Source organism: Streptomyces sp. NBC_00335, from assembly GCF_036127095.1.
In the GTDB taxonomy this organism is placed as follows: domain Bacteria; phylum Actinomycetota; class Actinomycetes; order Streptomycetales; family Streptomycetaceae; genus Streptomyces.
This window is the reverse complement of record NZ_CP108007.1, coordinates 114,638-131,361: the sequence shown is the minus strand read 5'-3', so window position 1 is coordinate 131,361 and position 16,724 is coordinate 114,638. Positions and strand designations below refer to the sequence as shown.

General features: G+C 71.2%; 9 protein-coding genes. 3 read left to right on the top strand and 6 right to left on the bottom strand.

All coding sequences use genetic code 11. The annotated features are described in order from the left end of the window. Window positions 1-105 precede the first annotated feature (105 nt). Together OHA37_RS40000 and OHA37_RS39995 are read left to right on the top strand one after the other, a co-directional pair. The gene (locus OHA37_RS40000) at window positions 106-5,424 is read left to right on the top strand and encodes a hypothetical protein (protein WP_266914373.1); all 5,319 of its coding nucleotides are present in this window, start codon (window positions 106-108) and stop codon (window positions 5,422-5,424) included. A gap of 76 nt (window positions 5,425-5,500) precedes the next feature. Further along, entirely contained in the window at window positions 5,501-7,240 is a 1,740-nt protein-coding gene (locus tag OHA37_RS39995) for a copper resistance CopC/CopD family protein (protein ID WP_266914371.1), read from the top strand. 86 nt (window positions 7,241-7,326) lie between these two features. Here OHA37_RS39995 and OHA37_RS39990 read toward each other — a convergent pair whose 3' ends face one another. The 6 genes from OHA37_RS39990 to OHA37_RS39965 form a co-directional block, all read right to left on the bottom strand. After that, window positions 7,327-8,832 carry an FAD-binding oxidoreductase gene (locus OHA37_RS39990; protein WP_266914369.1) on the bottom strand — a complete coding sequence of 502 codons (1,506 nt, stop codon included), beginning with the start codon at window positions 8,830-8,832 and terminating at the stop codon, window positions 7,327-7,329. A 200-nt stretch (window positions 8,833-9,032) separates the two neighbouring features. Continuing rightward, window positions 9,033-9,815 (bottom strand): AfsR/SARP family transcriptional regulator, encoded by a 783-nt coding sequence (locus OHA37_RS39985; RefSeq protein ID WP_266914367.1) that lies wholly within the window; start codon window positions 9,813-9,815, stop codon window positions 9,033-9,035. 260 nt (window positions 9,816-10,075) lie between these two features. Further along, a complete protein-coding gene (locus OHA37_RS39980) occupies window positions 10,076-11,182 on the bottom strand; it encodes a ParB/RepB/Spo0J family partition protein (protein ID WP_266914365.1) in 1,107 nt (368 codons plus the stop codon). Window positions 11,183-11,557: 375 nt separating this feature from the next. Then, window positions 11,558-12,187 carry a ScbR family autoregulator-binding transcription factor gene (locus OHA37_RS39975; RefSeq protein ID WP_266914363.1) on the bottom strand — a complete coding sequence of 210 codons (630 nt, stop codon included), beginning with the start codon at window positions 12,185-12,187 and terminating at the stop codon, window positions 11,558-11,560. 259 nt (window positions 12,188-12,446) lie between these two features. After that, window positions 12,447-13,676, bottom strand: coding sequence for a cytochrome P450 family protein (locus tag OHA37_RS39970; RefSeq protein ID WP_266914361.1), 1,230 nt, complete (start codon window positions 13,674-13,676; stop codon window positions 12,447-12,449). 129 nt (window positions 13,677-13,805) lie between these two features. Then, window positions 13,806-14,513 carry a ScbR family autoregulator-binding transcription factor gene (locus OHA37_RS39965; protein ID WP_266914359.1) on the bottom strand — a complete coding sequence of 236 codons (708 nt, stop codon included), beginning with the start codon at window positions 14,511-14,513 and terminating at the stop codon, window positions 13,806-13,808. Window positions 14,514-14,859: 346 nt separating this feature from the next. Here OHA37_RS39965 and OHA37_RS39960 point away from each other — a divergent pair, with 346 nt between their 5' ends. Further along, a complete protein-coding gene (locus OHA37_RS39960; protein WP_443046362.1) occupies window positions 14,860-16,698 on the top strand; it encodes an acyl-CoA dehydrogenase family protein in 1,839 nt (612 codons plus the stop codon). Window positions 16,699-16,724: the final 26 nt, after the last annotated feature.

Sequence of the window (16,724 nt, the reverse complement as noted above, 5' to 3'; positions counted from 1 at the left end):
GGACCGGCGCCACGGAACGCACGACCACCGAACCCCACCCGGCCGCCGCGCTCCGCGCGGCTTCCCCCTTTCCGACCCAAGCACGAACAAGGGAGTCACCTCGCCATGCGTGACACATCCGCCGCGCCCGATTTCGGGCCGGTGCGCGGATGGACCGGCCGACCACCCGAGGACCAGGCGTTCGCAGCCTTCAGGTCCCGGATGCTGCTGGCCGTCGTCCTCGCACTGGGAACAGCGGCTTGGCAGCACTGGGCCGTGTACGGCAGAGGGGGACCATGGGTCTCTCATCTGCCGTTCCTCGTTTTCGACGTTCTCCTGGTGCTTCCGCTGGCAGGCCTCGGCGTCCGGCTGTCCGGCCTCGCGGCCGACCGGCTCGGGCTGCTCCCGGACACCCTGCGCACCTCGCTCTTCAAGGCCTCGGTCGTCGCGGTCACCATGACCGCCGGCTTCGTGCCGCTGGCCGCCGTCCAGGCCGCCGCCCACAAGGTGATGGCGCCCGTCGCCGGACACATCCACGGCACCGAGGCGATGCCCGCGCGGGAAGCGGGCGCGCTGCTGCGGTACGGGGTGGACCAGGCGCTCCAGGTGGAGGCGGCGATCCTGCTGCTCGCGCTCGTCGGGGCGGTCCTGACCGAGCTCTCGCCGCGCGCCCTGGCGCGGAGCCTGTACGCGGTCCTGCGCAGGCCCCGCACCTGGGTGCTCGCGCTGCGGCACACCGTGAGTGCCCTTCTGCTGGCCGCGCTGCTCGCGCCCACGGGCGCCGCGGCCCAGCCCGACGAGGCCTCGGACGGTGAGGCCGGCAGCTGCGCCACCTCGCCCCAGCGGGTGTTCGACGTCCACGCCATCGACGTGGACATCACCGTGGACCGGTTCGGGGACCACGACCCGTACGGCTACATGTACGTCCTCGCCGACCGGGAGGGCGCCGTACGCGAGCAGGAGGCCGCACTGCGCCGGGCCTCGGCGCTCGACAAGGAGGACCCGACGGCCGCGAAGGTGGCCACCGGGCTGGGCCAGGACCCGATCCAGCCGCTCGTGATGCGCGCCCGCCTCGGCGAGTGCGTGGTCATCAACCTGACCAACAAGCTGCAGAAGGCTCCGCGTTCCGGCTCGCTGGGCAACCCCGCGGTGGTCCAGCCGGGCGGGGTCCCGGCCGTCTCCGTGGACCTGGCCGGCGTCGCCTACGACGCGGCCGGCGGAGCGGGCGGCCAAGAGGTCGGCAAGAACCCGGCGTCCCTGGCCAAGCCCGGTGAGACCCGCCAGTACCGCTACTACCTCGACCCGGCCATGGGCGAGGGCACCAAGGTCTTCCGCAGCGGCGGCGAGTCCACGCAGCTGACGTCCCACGGCCTGTTCGGCGCGCTGATCGCGGAACGCGCCGGCGCCCGCTGGTACGACCCGGTCACCGGCGCCGACCGGACCGAGGACAACAAGTGGAGCAACTGGGAGGCCATGGTCCGCCCGCCCACGGGGACCAGCTTCCGCGAGTTCGCCCTGATCTACCACGAGATCGGCGACGAGACCTTCAACCTGCGCAGGCCGCTGCGCGAGAACGACGAGGGCATCCCGATCGGCGGTGACACCGGCATCCCCGTGGGCGACCAGATCGAGTACGGCCGTCCGCTGCCCATGATCGACCTGCGTCCGCCGACGCCGACCATCCCCAACGAGGGCGGCGGCGGCACCAAGGTGTACCGGCCGGGCAGCCGCGGCATCAACTACCGCAGCGAGCCCTTCTACCGCCGTCTCCAGCTGGAGGCCGCGCGCGGGGCCGAGGTCCAGAAGGCGAACAAGTCGCTGGCCTACAGCTCGTACACCTATGGCGACCCGGCCACGCCCATGCCGCGCTCCTACCTCGGCGAGCCCACCAAGACGCGGCTCGTGCACGCGGGCGCCGAACAGCTGCACGTGCACCACGTGCACGGCGGTGGCACCCGCTGGCGGCTCAACCCCGGTTCGGACAACACGGACATGGACGCGGGCCTGACCAAGACACCGATCCAGAACGCCAAGTCGATCCGGCTGGACTCGCAGACGGTCAGTCCGATGGAGAGCTTCAACCTGGAGCACGAGTGCGGCGCCGGAGGCTGCCAGCAGGCGGCCGGCGACTTCCTCTACCACTGTCATATAGGCCAGCACTACGTCGCCGGCATGTGGGGGATGTGGCGCGTCTTCGACACGGCGCAACCCACGCTGGCCCCGCTACCGGGCAAGACGCCCCTGCAGGAGGGGGTCGACTCCTCGCAGCTGATCGGCCGGACGATCCAGGGCAAGACCGTGGTCCTGGCGAAACACCTGACCAGCCCATCGACGCAGATCACGCTGGAATCCCTGGTCGAGGGCAGTCTCCCGCCGCAGGGCACCCGCTGGAACGCCGGCAGCGGGCCGGACCCGGACGACGCGACGGTCTGGGACTGGCAGAAGGGCGGCACCGAGGACGCGCCGGTCTACCTCGGCGAGCCCGAGACCAGCGCCGTATGGGCCAACTTCAAGTCCGAATCCCCAGGTGAGCGGCCGACGATCCGGTTCAACCCGCGCACCGGCAAACCGGCCTACCCGCTGCTGCGCCCGCATCTGGGCCAGCGTCCGCCGTTCGCCCCCAACGGGCACGCGGGAGCGCCGGGCGTGGGCGAGACGGTCAGTGACAAGAATCCCGGCGGCCTGTGCCCCAAGGACGCCCGGGTACGCCGCTACGACGTGACGGCCGTGCCCGTGTCCCTCCAGTCCACCGACCGCGAGGTCGACAAGGACGGTGAGGTCTTCGTCCTCAACGAGGACAAGAAGGACGTCCTCGAGGGACGCAAGCCCGTCGACCCGCTGGTGATCCGCTCCAACGTCGGCGACTGCGTGGCGATCACCTTCGGCAGCGAGCTGAAAGCGAGTGTGCAGAGCAAGGTCAACATGCACACTCACCTGGTCCAGTTCGACCCGCTGGCGTCCGACGGCGTCGTCGCCGGCTTCGCCTTCGAGCAGGCCGTCTTCGCCACCTCGCGCGAGAACCGCTCGCTGACCTCCGTGGACGCCCCGGACCGGATCACCGTGTCCGGAACGGACAAGCTGCGGACCGGCATCTCCATCGGCATCGGAGTCGGCCGGGACACCATCGAGGTCAGGAAGATCGTCGGGATCGAGGGCAACCAGCTCGTCTTCGACCAGCCCCTGACCAAGCAGCACACCGCCGGCGAGCCGGTGACCGTCGAGTTCGTCCAGTACCGCTGGTACTCGGACGTGGACTCGGGCACCGTCTTCTGGCACGACCACGTCGACGCGGTGGCCTCCTGGGCGCACGGCCTGTTCGCCGCCCACATCATCGAGCCCAAGGGGTCGACCTACCGCGACCCGGTCACCGGCAAGGAGGTCAACAGCGGCACGATCGTCGACATCGTCAACACCTCCGGCGGCTCCGTCGGTGTCGGCCAGTCCGGTTCCTTCCGCGAGTACACCGTCTTCCTCCACAACGGGCGAAGAGGCAGGAGCGAGCTCTACACACCACCCGGACCGGGCCTGAACCCCTTCAACAACGGACAGGAGTGCGAGGAGGGCTCCATCAACCTCAGAGCCGCGCCACTCGGTGAACGAACACCACCGGGTGCCACCCCCGCCGACCCCACGACCACCGACCAGCGCCAGGAGTACAACGGAGCGCGCTGCCGCAACGCCTTCAGCCGTGCTCCCGACGACCCCGCCAAGCCCGACGCGAACACCGCGCGGGCGACGGTGACCACCGTCGATCCGTACGTCTTCTCCTCCGTCAAGTACGGAGACCCGAGGACCCCGCTCCTGCGTGCCTACGCCGGCGACCCGGTGGTCGTGCGCACCATCGGCGTCAACGACCGCGCCGAAGCCCTGCGCATCCAGGGCCACCGGTTCCGCATGGAGCGGTTCAACAAGGGCGGCCAGCTGATGGACGCCGCGACCACGGGAATCTCCGAGCGGTTCGACTACGTCTTGGACGGCGGGGCGGGCGGTCCCTCGGCCTCGCCGGGCGACTACCTGTACTACAGCACGCGCACCTTCGCGATGGAGAGCGGCGCCTGGGGCATCTTCCGGGTGCACGACCGGCTGCAGAGCGATCTGAAGCCGCTGCCCGGGCGGACCGCGCCCCCGACGGGAGCGGGCTTCCCCAAGCAGGTCGCGGCCACCGGCAACACCCAGGTCACGCCGGGTCCCGATCCGGCGGCCGCCTACACCGCGGACGGCAAGCCCGACGCCTCCGTGGTCACGTCCACGGCCGCGTCCTGCCCGAGCACGGCCCGCGTCCTGAAGTACGACGTGTCCGTGATCAACATGACGCTGCCGACAGCGCCGTTCCAGGACACCGGCGGCGTGGTCTACGCCCTCTCCTCGGACGTGGACGCGCTCAAGAGCGGCGCCAAGAAGCTCGAACCGCTCGTGCTGCGGGCGAACAAGGGCGACTGCGTGTCCATCACCCTGAACAACAGGACGGACCCCGGTTCGCCGTACGGGGGCACCCGGGCCGGCTTCGACCTCGCCAAGCTGACGCGCAACCAGCAGCTGGCGAGCGGCGCCGCGGTGGGTCTGAACCCGGACACCACGGTGGCGGCCGGGAAGTCGCTCACGTACACCTTCCACGCGGACACCGAGCTCGGCTCCTCGCTCTTCCAGAACCTGGGGAGCACGGCCTCGCTGCGGCACGGCGCCTACGGAATGCTGATCGTCGAGCCGGCCGGGTCCACCTGGTCGGACAGCGCGACGGGCGCACCGCTCACCGCGACGAGGACCAGCACGGAAGCGATCATCAGGGTGCCGGGCGGCCGCAAGTTCCGGGAGTTCGCCCTGCTGATGCAGAGCACCGACCAGCAGTTCTCGCGCAGCATCCTGCCGTACGGGGACCAGGTCGCGGGCAACGGCGTGAACCCGGCGGAGGCCTTCAACCGGCCCGTCGCCCCGATCCCCGGCGCGCCGCCGGGCACCGCGGGCAACACCGGCTCGTTCGACAAGGGATACAGCCACTTCAACTACCACAGCGAGCCCCTCACCAAGCGGCTCGGGCTGACGTCCTACGTCAACAACTTCCCGAGCGCGCCGGTCATCGGCTCGTACGGGTCGGCGTTCTCCTCGGATCCCTACGGAGACCCCGCGACACCCGTGTTCCGGGCCAACTCCGCAGACCCCGTGGTCTTCCGGGTCGGGGTGGGAGCTTCCGACCAGTTCCACTCCTTCACCGTCGGCGGTCACAGCTTCCCGCTCGAACCGGGCATGGAGGGCTCCCAGAAGATGTCCGCCCGCACCGTCACCGCAGGTGAGACGGTGGACGCACAACTGGGTGCGGCCGGCGGGCGGTTCCGCTACACAGGGGACTACCTCGTGTCCGATGCGAGGCAGCCGTTCGCGGCGGCCGGCATGTGGGGGCTCCTGAGGGTGACTCCGACCGGCTCCCCCGGCGCTCCGGCGCCCTTGTAAGGAGAACGTTGTGCTGTGCTTTCCCGGGGGACACACCCCCAGCCCTCTGCGGTGGATAGCGCGTGCACTGGTTCTGATGACGGTTGTCGCCGGGATGGCTCTTGCCGTCCCGGCGCAGCCGGCTCAGGCCCACGCACAGCTGCTGTCCTCGTCCCCCGCCAACGGAGAGCGGCTGGCGACCGCCCCCTCCGAGGTGACCCTGACCTTCAGCGAGGGCGCCTCCCCGGTCGAGGGGGGCATGCGACTCGACGGCCCGCGGGGGGACGTCGAACTCGGTGGTGCCCGCAACGACCCGGCCGCGCCCGACAAGATCGTCGTACCGCTGCCCGGCACGCTGAACGAGGGCGTCCACACCCTCACCTGGCGGGTCGTCTCGGCGGACTCGCACCCCATCTACGGAGTGATCGTCTTCGCCGTCGGCTCGGCGGAGCTGGGCGAACTGCCCGCCGCCGGGGCCGGCACCGATGCCGACCCCACGGTCCGCGCCGTCTTCACCGGCCTGCGCTGGCTGGGCTACGCCGCCCTCGGCCTGCTCGGCGGCGGCGCGGTCTTCCTGCTCTTCTGCTGGCCCGCCGGGTGGGCCCGCACCCGGCCCCGGCGGCTGCTGGCCGGCGCCTGGGCCGCCGCCCTGGCCGCGGCCGCCGGCGTGCTCCTGATCCAGGGACCGTACGCGGCCGGCCGCGGGCTCGGCGCTCTCCTCGAGCCCAGCCTGCTGGGCTCGACGGTGGAGACCGACTTCGGCCGGTACGTGCTCGGCCGGATCGGGCTGCTCGCCGTCGCCGGACCCCTCCTGCTCCTGGCCGTTCGCGGCGGGGGCCGTACCGGCGGGGCGGCCCGCCGGGCCCTGGCGGTGACCGGCGCCGTGCTGCTGCCCGCCACCTGGCTGGGGACCGGCCACGCGAACGCCGAGGGGGAACTGCTCGTATCGGCGGCGGACCTGCTGCACACCTCGGCCATGACCGCGTGGTTCGGCGGTCTGGCCTTCCTCCTGCTGAGCGTCGTACGGCGCAAGGCGCCGCTGCCGGCGGACCAAGTCGGCACGGCGCTGCGCCGCTTCTCCTGGATCGCCGGCACGGCCGTGCTCGTCCTGACGGTCACCGGGATCTACCGTGCCTGGCGCGGGGTGGGCAGCGTGCAGGCGCTCACCGGCACCTCCTACGGGACCCTGCTCGTCCTCAAACTCGCCGCGGTCGGGGTGCTCGTGTGGGGCGGTGCGCTGTCCCGGTCCGTCGTGCGCCGCCGCTACGCCGCCACGCCCGCCGCCGCGGTCACGGAGAAGGTCCTGGCGGCCGTCGGCGGGCCGTCCGCCCCGGCGGCCTCCGCCACCGGCCGGACCACGCCCCGCGCCGAGGCCGAACGGGAGCGGTCGGCGCGCCGCCAGCTCCGGTGGTCGCTGCGCGTGGAAGTGGCCTTCGCGGTCGTGGTCCTCGCCTTCACCGCCGTCCTCGTGGCCACGCCGCCCGGCTCCCGGCCCGCGGCGCCCGTGCCCACGGCGCAGCGCGTCGAGGTCAAGTTCACCGGCGGCAGCGCCAGGATCGTTCTGGACCCGGCCCGGGCCGGCGCCGACGCCCGGCTGACCGTACGGATCAGTGATGCCAAGGGCGCGGTCCGGGACGTCCCCGAGGTCTCCGCCGCGCTGCGGCAGGCCTCCGGCGGCCCCGACGCGATGCGGTTCGCCCTCACCCGCCAGGGTCCCGGGGAGTTCTCCACGTCCAACGTCATCCTGCCCGTGGCCGGCGTCTGGAAGGTCGAGCTGAAGGTGCGCACCACGGACATCGACCTGCAGACCGTCGAGTCGGAGCTGCGCGTGCGGTGAGCGGTGAGCGGTGAGCAGCGCACGGCGAAAGGCCAAGGGCCCCGGACGAGTCCGGGGCCCTTGGCCTTGGTGCGCCGATGCGGGGATCAGCAGAGGATGGAGCCGGGGTGCGCGAAGAAGCCGAAGGGGTCGTACTTGTCCTTCACCCGCTTCAGGCGGTCCAGGTTGCCGCCGTAGTTCGCCGAGCCCCATGAGCGGATCTTGGTGGAGTTCGGGAAGTTGATGTACGCACCGCTGTCGACGGGAGCGAGCGCGGTGCGGCCCGCGTCGGCCCAGCCGCCGAGGTCTCCCACGAGCGCCTCGTTGTCGACGCCGCCCTGGAAGCCGAAGAGGAACTGCGCGCTGCGGTGCGGGAAGGCGGTCGCCGACGGGCTGACGTCGTTGGCCGCGCCGCCCAGCGCCTGGACGATCAGGAAGCGGTGCATCAGGCTGCCGGAGTTGGTGTTCCACGCCGAGAGCAGGCCGGCCGCCTCCGAGGTGGTGGTCACCCGCGAGGTCAGCGCGTAGCTCTGGCGCTGGAAGGGCGTACGGCCCAGCACGGCCTCGGGGTTGCGGCCCACGCGGTCGCACTGGTCGTCGGTCAGGTCGCCGCAGCCGTACAGGCTGCGCATGGCGTCCGAGTAGCCCATGTCCGACACGGTGCGGGAGAGCGGCGCGGCGCCGATGCGCGTCGCGAGGTCGTTCAGCGCCTGCTCCAGCGGTGCCTGCGCACCGTGGTAGCCACCGTAGATCTTCACGACCGGGGAGCCGGTGTACGGCGGGATGACGACGAGCGAGCTGCCGAGGTCGCGCGAAGCGCCGATGGTCCACTCCTGCCAGGCCTTCAGTGCCGTGGCCGCGACGTCCCAGGACCAGATGGTCTCGAACTTGACCAGCCGCGGCGCGTCGATCGGCCGGACCTCGAAGTCGACGACGATGCCGAAGTTGCCGCCACCGCCGCCGCGCAGGGCCCAGTACAGGTCGGAGTTCTGGCCGGCGGACGCCTTCACGATGCGGCCGTCGGCCAGCACCACCTTGGCGGACACCAGGCGGTCCGCGGCCAGGCCGAACTTCTTGGTCTGGAAGCCGACACCACCGCCGGAGATGAACCCGCCGGCGCAGACGGTCGGGCAGGTGCCCGTGACGATCTGCTTGTTGTACGGCTTGAGCGTGGCCAGGGCGTCCACGGACTGGGTGCCCGGGCCGACCTGGACGGTGCCGCCGCTGTTGACCGTCGCGTGGTTGATCCGCGAGACGTCGACGATCAGCACCTGGTCGCCGCTGGACCAGCCGTTGAGGTTGTGGCCGCCGCTGCGGACCCGGATCGGAAGGTCGTACTCCTGCGCGAACAGGACGGTCTTCTGCACGTCCTGGGCCGTCTCGCAGAACGCGATGGCGTCCGGGCTGAAGGCGTCGTACTGGCCGACCTGGAGCTGCTTGGCCTGACCGTAGGCGGCGTCGGCCGGCAGGACCAGGTCGCCCTGCAGGACGTCGCGCAGCTCGTTCCAGTTCTCGCCCAGGCCGAACGCGGTGCCCGCTCCGGTGCTGCCGACGACCGTAGCGGCCACGGCTATGCCGCCGCCGACCCGGAAGAGAGTACGTCGCGTAAGCAAGGTTCCTCCATTATCTGAGATGGGGATGGAACTAATGAAAATCTGTCGAACGTGAGAGACGAGAAACTCTCCGGAAGCCATTGGTGTTCATTCCCGCATTCCGCCGAGCCGGTCGGCACCCCACTGATCCCCCTATTTCCGGCGGGCCGGGGCCCGGTGCGGGAAAGAGGAGGATCGGCGGGAGGAGCGGGCCACCGGATTCACACGAGCTGCGACTGGCGTCCCAGCAGGCGCGGTTCCTGGTTGAGGATCGCGAGCTCGAGGTCCTGGAGTTCGCGCGTCGGGTCGAGTCCGTGGAAGTCGACGAGCGCCTGGCGGGTGCGGCGATAGGCGGCGAGCGCCTCGTACTGCCGGCCGCACCGGTAGAGCGCCAGCATCAGGTGGCGGCAGAGTCGTTCGCGCGTGGGTACGGCGGCGGCCATCTCTTCGAGTTCGCACACCAGCTCGTGGTGGCGGCCCAGTTCGAGGGCGGCCGTGGCCCAGTCCTCGTAGGCCGCGAGGCGCTCGCGCTCCAGCTGGGCGAAGGACGGCCAGTTGATACCGGTCTCGGCGAGGTCGGCGAGCACCGAGTCGCGCCACAGGCCCAGGCACTCGGCCAGGGTGTCGACGGCCACCTCCGGGAATCCGGCGGCGAGCTCACCGCGGCCACGGGCCGCCAGAGTCCTGAAACGGACCGTGTCGATGGTTTCTGGGTCGAGGTTCAGCTGGTAGCCGTGTGGAGCGGTGGCGAGGCGGACCCCGCGGCCCTCGACCCCGGGCTCCTCCAGGAGCCGACGGATGCCCGAGACCGCGTTCTGGACCATCTTGCGCGAGGTCATCGGCGCATCATCACCCCACAGGGCTTTGACCAGCCGACTTGTCGCGACAGCCTTGTTCGCGTTCAGCACCAGGTAGCCGAGTGTGGCCCGCTGGATGACCCCGCCCAGCGGCAGTGCCCGCTCGGCAGTGACCACTTCGAGTGGACCGAGAAGGTTGAACCGCATGATGCCCCCACTTCCTTACGGCTCTATCCAAAGCAACAACTAGATAAAACAAACCGGCGATGCCGTTTGTCAAGTCTCAGCCAGCGGGCAGCGCGCCACTGGAGGGGTGGAGGGAGCCCCGATCAGGACGGCCCAGACGGCCTCGACCTCCGGTTTTCTGGGGTGGTTTCACCGAAAAATGGGCACAAACGAGCCCGCCACCCATCCGCTCAGAGGGCGGGATGGGTGGCTAAAAAAACCACGGCAGCGGTACCTTTTCTTCACCAGCTCTTTGCTTCCAGCTCCTCGGCGAAGCGCAGCCAGTGGTCCGCGCACCGCCGGGCCGCCCGCGCGAGCGCCGCCGCGCGGTGCGCCGGCACGGCCAGGGCCAGCCGGCGCCATGTGGCCTCGTCGCCGATCGGGTGGGCGGCCAGCAGCTGCAGGAGCATCCGGCCCGCCTCCGAGCGCATCGAGGGGTCCTTGCGCATCTCCGACAGCACCGGCCCGCCCGCGGCCGCGGGGAGGGCCCCGAAACCGCGCCCTGCGGCCTCCCTGACCCGCTCCCCCGCCGGAGCCGCGCGGAGGCCGGGTCCGTGCGGGGCGGGGCCGTGCGGGGCCGGTCCGGGCTCCCCGGACGCGTGCGCTCTGGCCGCCCGGGCCTCGGCAGCCCGGGCCCTGGCCGCCTGCGCCTTGGGAGGCAGCGGGTCTTCGCCCTTGAGGATGCGGTCGCGCACGTCCTTGGCCGTGGAGGTGGCGATGCCCGCACGGTCGGCGATGGTCCGCAGCGAGGCCCCGGGATCGGTGGCGATCAGCCGGCTCGCCCGCAGCCGCCCCTCGTAGGCCGCGCGCACCGACCTCACCCGGCCGTCCCGGCCGACCCTCACATCCGACTGCCCGCCCGGCACCGCCGAACGACGCCTGATCACGGAGACCGTGGTCGCGGAGAGGCCCACTTGCACGGCTATCCGGCCGTCCGACCACTCGGGCCAGGCGCGCAGGACGCGTACGGTCGCGGCCATCCGGTCGGCCTGCGACAGCGGGAGGCCGTTTTCGAGGTTGAGCTTCACCGCGAGGGCGAAGAGCTCCTCCGCCCCGCCGTCGAGGAACTCCGCCTCGATGCTCTCATCGCCGCGCAGCCGGGCCGCCCGCAGCCGGTGCATCCCGTCGACGACCCGCATCGTGCGGCGGTCCACCAGGATGGGCGGCGTGTCCCCCCGGGCCGCGAGCAGCCGTACGTGCTCTTCGTCCTGTCCGCCCAGCCGGGGCGAGTCGGCTTCCAGCAGTGCGTCGAGGGCCACCGCGGCGCACCGCCCGCGGACGTGGCCCCCGGCCCCGGCCTGCTCCTGCGCCGGGCCGTACCCGATCGTGTCGAACACCTGGACCTCCATGACCTGTTGACTCCTCCGCGGAACGACCGGGAGCGTGCCGGATCCCCGCACGGGGATCGGCTCCCGCCGATGGCCGCATCAATCTGCGACAGAAAACATACCTGTTGCGCGGGTTGTTTTTGAGGTCTCGGAGGTGCCCAGTTCGTGGCATCCTCGGCCCGTCCGGCGCCGCCAGGGCATCACTGCCCGTATACGAAAAGGCCCGCGGCCGCACCACGGTGAGGTGGATGCGGCCACGGGGGCCGGGAACGCCGAGGGATCTGAAGAGCAGGAGGATTCCCGTACGCAAAGAAGGACGAGCCGGCCCGCCGGGCCTCTCACCCGGTACCGCACGCCGATCGCCGACCGGCCGGACGGGTACGCCCGTCCGGGGCCTCAGGCGTGCCGGACCCCCTCCTCGACGGCGCCGGAGGCCACCAGTTCGCCCAGGGCGGGCCCGTCCACGAGCCTCGGGAGCAGCAGCGCCCAGAAGCCCGTGACGGTGGCCTGCGAGAACCACCGCGGGTCCCGGCCGCCCAGGGTCTCGAACCCGGCGGCGGCGGCCACGACCGTGTTCGCCACGTCCCGGGCGTCGACCCCCTGCGCGAGGGAGCCCTCGCGCTCGGCCCGGCGCAGGACCTCCTCCACCCACTCCTGCCAGGTACGGCGCAGGTCCCGGGTGACCCGTACCCGTACCGGGTTCCAGCTCAGATCGAACCCGGCGCGCAGGATCACGTCCGACCGGAGCGCCCGGGTGAGGCAGTGCAGGGCGTCGATCAGCGCCTGGAGGGGGCGGCCGGCCGGCCGCGCCGTGATGTCGTCCAGCCGCTGGCCCGCCAGCAGGACGACCGCCTCCGCGAGCGCCTCCTTGTTGGGGAAGTGGAAGTGCAGTGCCCCGCTGCTCACTCCCGCCCGCGAGCTGATGGCCGCGAGCGAGACCAATTCGAAACCGTCCCGGCCGAACAGCTCGGCGGCCGACTCGATCAATGCGTTGCGCGTGCGTACCGCGCGTTCCTGTCTGGGCAAGGGGGCTCCGTCGCTCCGCAGTGGTTGCTGTGTCCGCGAGGGACGGCCCCCGATCGGCCCGTGCCGCAGCTCCCTCACACCCTCACTTTAACAAACCGCTGATGCGGTTTCTATACGCGGTCGAGGAGCACCCATCGAATCCACAGGAAGGAGCGGAGGCGAAGCGTCCGTACCCACCGGGCACAACGGAAAGGCTCCGCGGCCGAGTTCGCCGCGGAGCCTTCGGGCTCTGTACCGTCAGCCGTCCCCGGCGCGCCGCTCAGGCCCGGCGCAGCACCACGGGAAGGGCCGCGTAGCCGTTCAGCAGGAAGGTGGGCAGCGGCTCCAGCTCCTGCGCCGGGCAGCCGAGGGTCATGTCCGGGTAGCGCTCGAAGAGCGCGGCGAGGGCGGTGGTGGCCTCCAGCACGGCCAGCGGGGCGCCCAAGCAGCGGTGCACGCCGTGCCCGAATCCGAGGGTGTCGCGCCCGGTGCGCAGCAGGTCGAATTCCGCGGCCCGCGGCCCGTACCGCTCGGGGTCGCGGCCACCGGCCGCGAAGGAGACGAGGATGGGGTCGCCCTGCCCGATCCGGACCCCGTCCAGGTCGATGTCCTCCACCGCGAAGCGCATGGGCGAATAGCTCGCGGGGCTGTGGAGCCGCATGGTTTCGGCGACCACGTCCTCCCAGCCGGCCCGGCCCTCCCGTACGTGCGCGAGCTGCCCGGGACTGGACAGCAGCGCGCCCAGGGCGTTGGTGATGAGCGTGGACGTGGTGTCCTGGCCCGCCGCGATCAACAGGAAGAGGGAGCCGAGCAGTTCGGGTTCGGTGAGACCCTCGCCGTTGTCCCGGGCCTCGATCAGCGAAGAGGTCAGGTCGTCGCCCGGCTCGGCCCGCTTGGCCGCCACGTGCCCGGCCAGCAGACCGAAGGCGGTCATGCGCGCGGCTTCCATCTCGTCCGCCGGGACCGTGGTGCTGAACACGGTGCGCAGCGCGGCCGACAGGGCGACCCGCCCGGGTCCCCGCTCGACTCCGAACAGCTCGCATATCACCTGCAGGGGCAGCAGTTCCGCGAACGCGGAGCGCAGGTCGACGGGCTCGCCGGCCGGCACGGAGTCCAGTGCGTCGAGCAGCTCGACGGTCAGCTCCTCGACCCGGGGCCGCAGGGCCGCGGCCCGCCGCGCCGTGAACGCCGCCGCGACGAGGCGGCGCAGCCGGGTGTGCTCCTGGCCGTAGGCGAACAGCATGTTCTCGTTGGCCACCCAGGGATAGAGCGGCCACTCGGGCGTGATGCGCCCGTCGACGAACTCCGGCCAGTGCCGCCGGGCGTCCTTGGACACCCGCGGGTCGAGCAGCAGGCGCTCGACGTGCTCCTGTCCCACCACGGCCCAGGCGCGCACCCCGCCGGGGAGCTCCACCTCGACCGCCGGCGCCCGCTCCCGGAGCATCGCGGCCTCGCCCGCGATGTCCCGGCCCGCCACGTCCAGCGCGTACGGGCAAGCAACCATGTCCATCTGTGCACTCCGTTCGGTTGGTCCCTGCGTTTTCGTGCCCCACCACACCCACGCAACACCGAGGAGAACAACGTGCCCCCTCCCCCGTTCCGGCGGTCCGTTTCCGGACCGCCGGTCATCCGACCGGGCTCAGGCCCCGGCCGCCTCCGCCGCCGCTTGCGCCGCCTGGGCCTCGGCCTTCGCGTCGCGCTCCTTGACGGCCGCCTCGTACACGCGCTCCGCGCGGTCCGGGGCGAAGTCGAGGCGCACCAGCACGCCGGGCATGGCGATGGCGGTCAGCAGCGTCCGCATCAGGTCGGTCACCCGCTCCACCATGTCCGCGTGCCCGGTCATGATCTTCGAGAGCACCTGGACGCCGGTGAAGCTGCCCGTGAACATCTTGGCGGTGGACTCGATGTCGATGTGCGGAAGGAGCTCCCCGCACTCCTTCGCACGGGCGAGCACCGCCGCGTTGTGGTCGTTCCAGCCCTGCATGGGGATGCGCCGGTCCAGGCCGTCGATCACGGAACCCTGGTCCACGGTGAGCCGCACGCTCCCCCGTACCAGCGGGTCCCCCTTGTACAGCAGGTGGGCGAGGACCAGCGCCTCGTCCAGGCTCTGCTGGAGGAACAGGTCCGGCTCCGGTACCGGCGGCAGGGCTCCCACCTGCCCGGCCAGCACCGCCTGGGCGAGCTCTTCCTTCGAGGTGAAGTGGAAGTAGAGCGCTCCCTTGGTCACCCCGGATCTCTTGAGCACCTCGGAGATCGTCGCGGCCTCGTAGCCGACCTCGTCGAACAGCTCTGCCGCCGCGACCAGGATCTTCTGCCGTGTACGAATGGCTCGCTCTTGCCGCGCCATACATCCTCCGCTGCCACTCGGGCCAAGAACAAACCGCTAGGTTCGGACTCTCCCCGTGCTCACATTGCGTGATATCCACGCAACACTCCGACATCATCACTGGTCAGCCTTTACGCCGACAAGCTCCCTCCGACTATAGCGTCCACATTTCGAGAAAGAAACCAGGTCACCGGTTTTTCATACGAACCCCTCTTGAAAACAAAACCGGTACGTCCGTATCTTTGCCCCTGCGCAACCTGTACTTCGGTTCCTAACGGGGGATGGTCCGATGTTCGCACTGACGCTTGAGTACGAGGAAACCATCAGAAGAAGCGGGGGCGGCGGTTCCGACCGACGCACCGCTCAGATGGGTGTTCTGCCTGTTCAGCCGGGTTTGACCCGACCCGGCCCCAGGTCCGTCACCCAGGAGCTGACCCATCAGCTCTTCGACCGTGCCGATCGCGAGCGGATCCACACGGGCTGGCGGGGACTCCTCGCCGGCAAGCTCTTTTCGTACCTTCCGGACCAGACCGCGGACGAACGGATGGCGGTTTCCTACGACCGCCTGCGGCTGGTCAACAGCACGGTCGACGATCCGGCGGCACTGACGCACGACGCCCGCCTGCTGGCCGGGCTCCACGAGTGGGCCGGGTTCGTCGACGGCGGCCTGTGCACCCTGGCCAGCATCCACTACAACCTGTTCATGGGGAGCCTGCTCGACCACGACCTCTACGGGCGGGACCTGTCCGACTTCACCTCGATGCAGCGCATCGGAACGTTCCTGTGCACCGAGCTGGCCCACGGGAACGACGTCGCCTCACTGCAGACCGTCGCCGTCTTCGACCGGGCGACCGGCGGTTTCATCCTGAACACGCCCCATCCCGGTGCGCGGAAGTTCATGCCCAACACCAGCCTCATCGGTGGCCCGAAGAGCGCCGTGGTGGCCGCGCGGCTCCTGGTGGACGGCGAGGACCAGGGCATCTTCCTGTTCCTGACCCCGCTGAGCGACCGCGACGGACACCTGCCCGGGATCTCCGTCCGCCAACTGCCGCAGCGCACGGGCACGCCGGTCGACCACTGCCTCACCTCGTTCGACCACGTGTGGCTGCCGCGCGAGGCCATGCTGGAGGCCGACCACGGCCGGCTGGACGCGAACGGCACGCTGACCAGTGCCCTGGGCAACCGGCGCAAGCGCTTCCTGCGCTCCGTCAACCGCGTCACCACGGGCAAGCTCTGCATGAGCGCCGGCACCCTGGGCATGGCACGGGCCGCGCTGACCATCGCGGTTCGCTACGCCCACCACCGGCACATCGGCGGCCCGAAGCCCGGCCAGCGCATCCCGCTGGTCAGCCACCGCAGCCACCACGGCCGCCTGCTGAACTCCCTGGCGAACGCCTACGCCATGACCTTCCTGCACCGGTCGGTCATGGACCGCTTCGTCGCGCACGAGGAAGGGGAGCGCGAGGAGGTGGAGCGCCTGGTCGCCGTCGCCAAGGGCTGGATCACGTGGCGGGCCCGGGAGATCACGACGGAGTCCCGCGAACGGTGCGGGGCCCAGGGCCTGTTCCCGGGGAACAGGATCTCGGACCTGCCCGGGAACATCGAGGGCGGGATCACCGCGGAGGGCGACAACCTGGTGATCTGGGTGAAGGCCGCGGCCGAGATGGTCTTCGGGCACCAGGTGGACCGCGGCGGCTCGGACACCCGTCCGGCCGGCGAAGGGGATTTGACGGACCTCCGCTTCCTGCGCGACCTGCTCGCCTCCGTCGAAGGGACCTGGCAGGCACGCGCCCGTACCGCACTGCGCCAGGGGCCCTCGGGGGACCCGGTCGGCCGCTGGAACGAGTCCTCCGGCGCCGCGCTGGAGATGGTCTCCGCCCATGCGGGCCGGCTGGCGGCCGACGCCTTCCTGGAAGCGGCCGGGCGGACGACCGATCCCGCGGCCCGCGAGCTGCTCAAGAACCTGTGCCGGCTGTTCCTGCTCCAGCAGCTGCGCCAGCACACCGGTGACCTGCTCGCGGAGCAGCGGCTGACGGTGCAGCACGTGCTCGGGATGCACCAGACGATCGACGCCGTCCTCACGAAGCTCGCCCCGCACATGATGACGCTGGTGAACGCCTTCGACCTGCCGGACGAGTTCCTCGCCGAGGTGCCCATCGCCAACGCGGACTACCTCGACCACTACCTGGAGGGCGCCACCTCCTGACCCGCCCGCCGCCGCGAGTCGCGCCG

Bases quoted from the DNA above. Each gene is read 5' to 3' on its own strand.
- OHA37_RS39985 (WP_266914367.1), bottom strand. From the start codon at position 9,815: ATGCGGTTCAACCTTCTCGGTCCACTCGAAGTGGTCACTGCCGAGCGG.
- OHA37_RS40000 (WP_266914373.1), top strand. From the start codon at position 106: ATGCGTGACACATCCGCCGCGCCCGATTTCGGGCCGGTGCGCGGATGG.
- OHA37_RS39995 (WP_266914371.1), top strand. From the start codon at position 5,501: ATGACGGTTGTCGCCGGGATGGCTCTTGCCGTCCCGGCGCAGCCGGCT.
- OHA37_RS39960 (WP_443046362.1), top strand. From the start codon at position 14,860: ATGGGTGTTCTGCCTGTTCAGCCGGGTTTGACCCGACCCGGCCCCAGG.
- OHA37_RS39965 (WP_266914359.1), bottom strand. From the start codon at position 14,513: ATGGCGCGGCAAGAGCGAGCCATTCGTACACGGCAGAAGATCCTGGTC.
- OHA37_RS39970 (WP_266914361.1), bottom strand. From the start codon at position 13,676: ATGGACATGGTTGCTTGCCCGTACGCGCTGGACGTGGCGGGCCGGGAC.
- OHA37_RS39980 (WP_266914365.1), bottom strand. From the start codon at position 11,182: ATGGAGGTCCAGGTGTTCGACACGATCGGGTACGGCCCGGCGCAGGAG.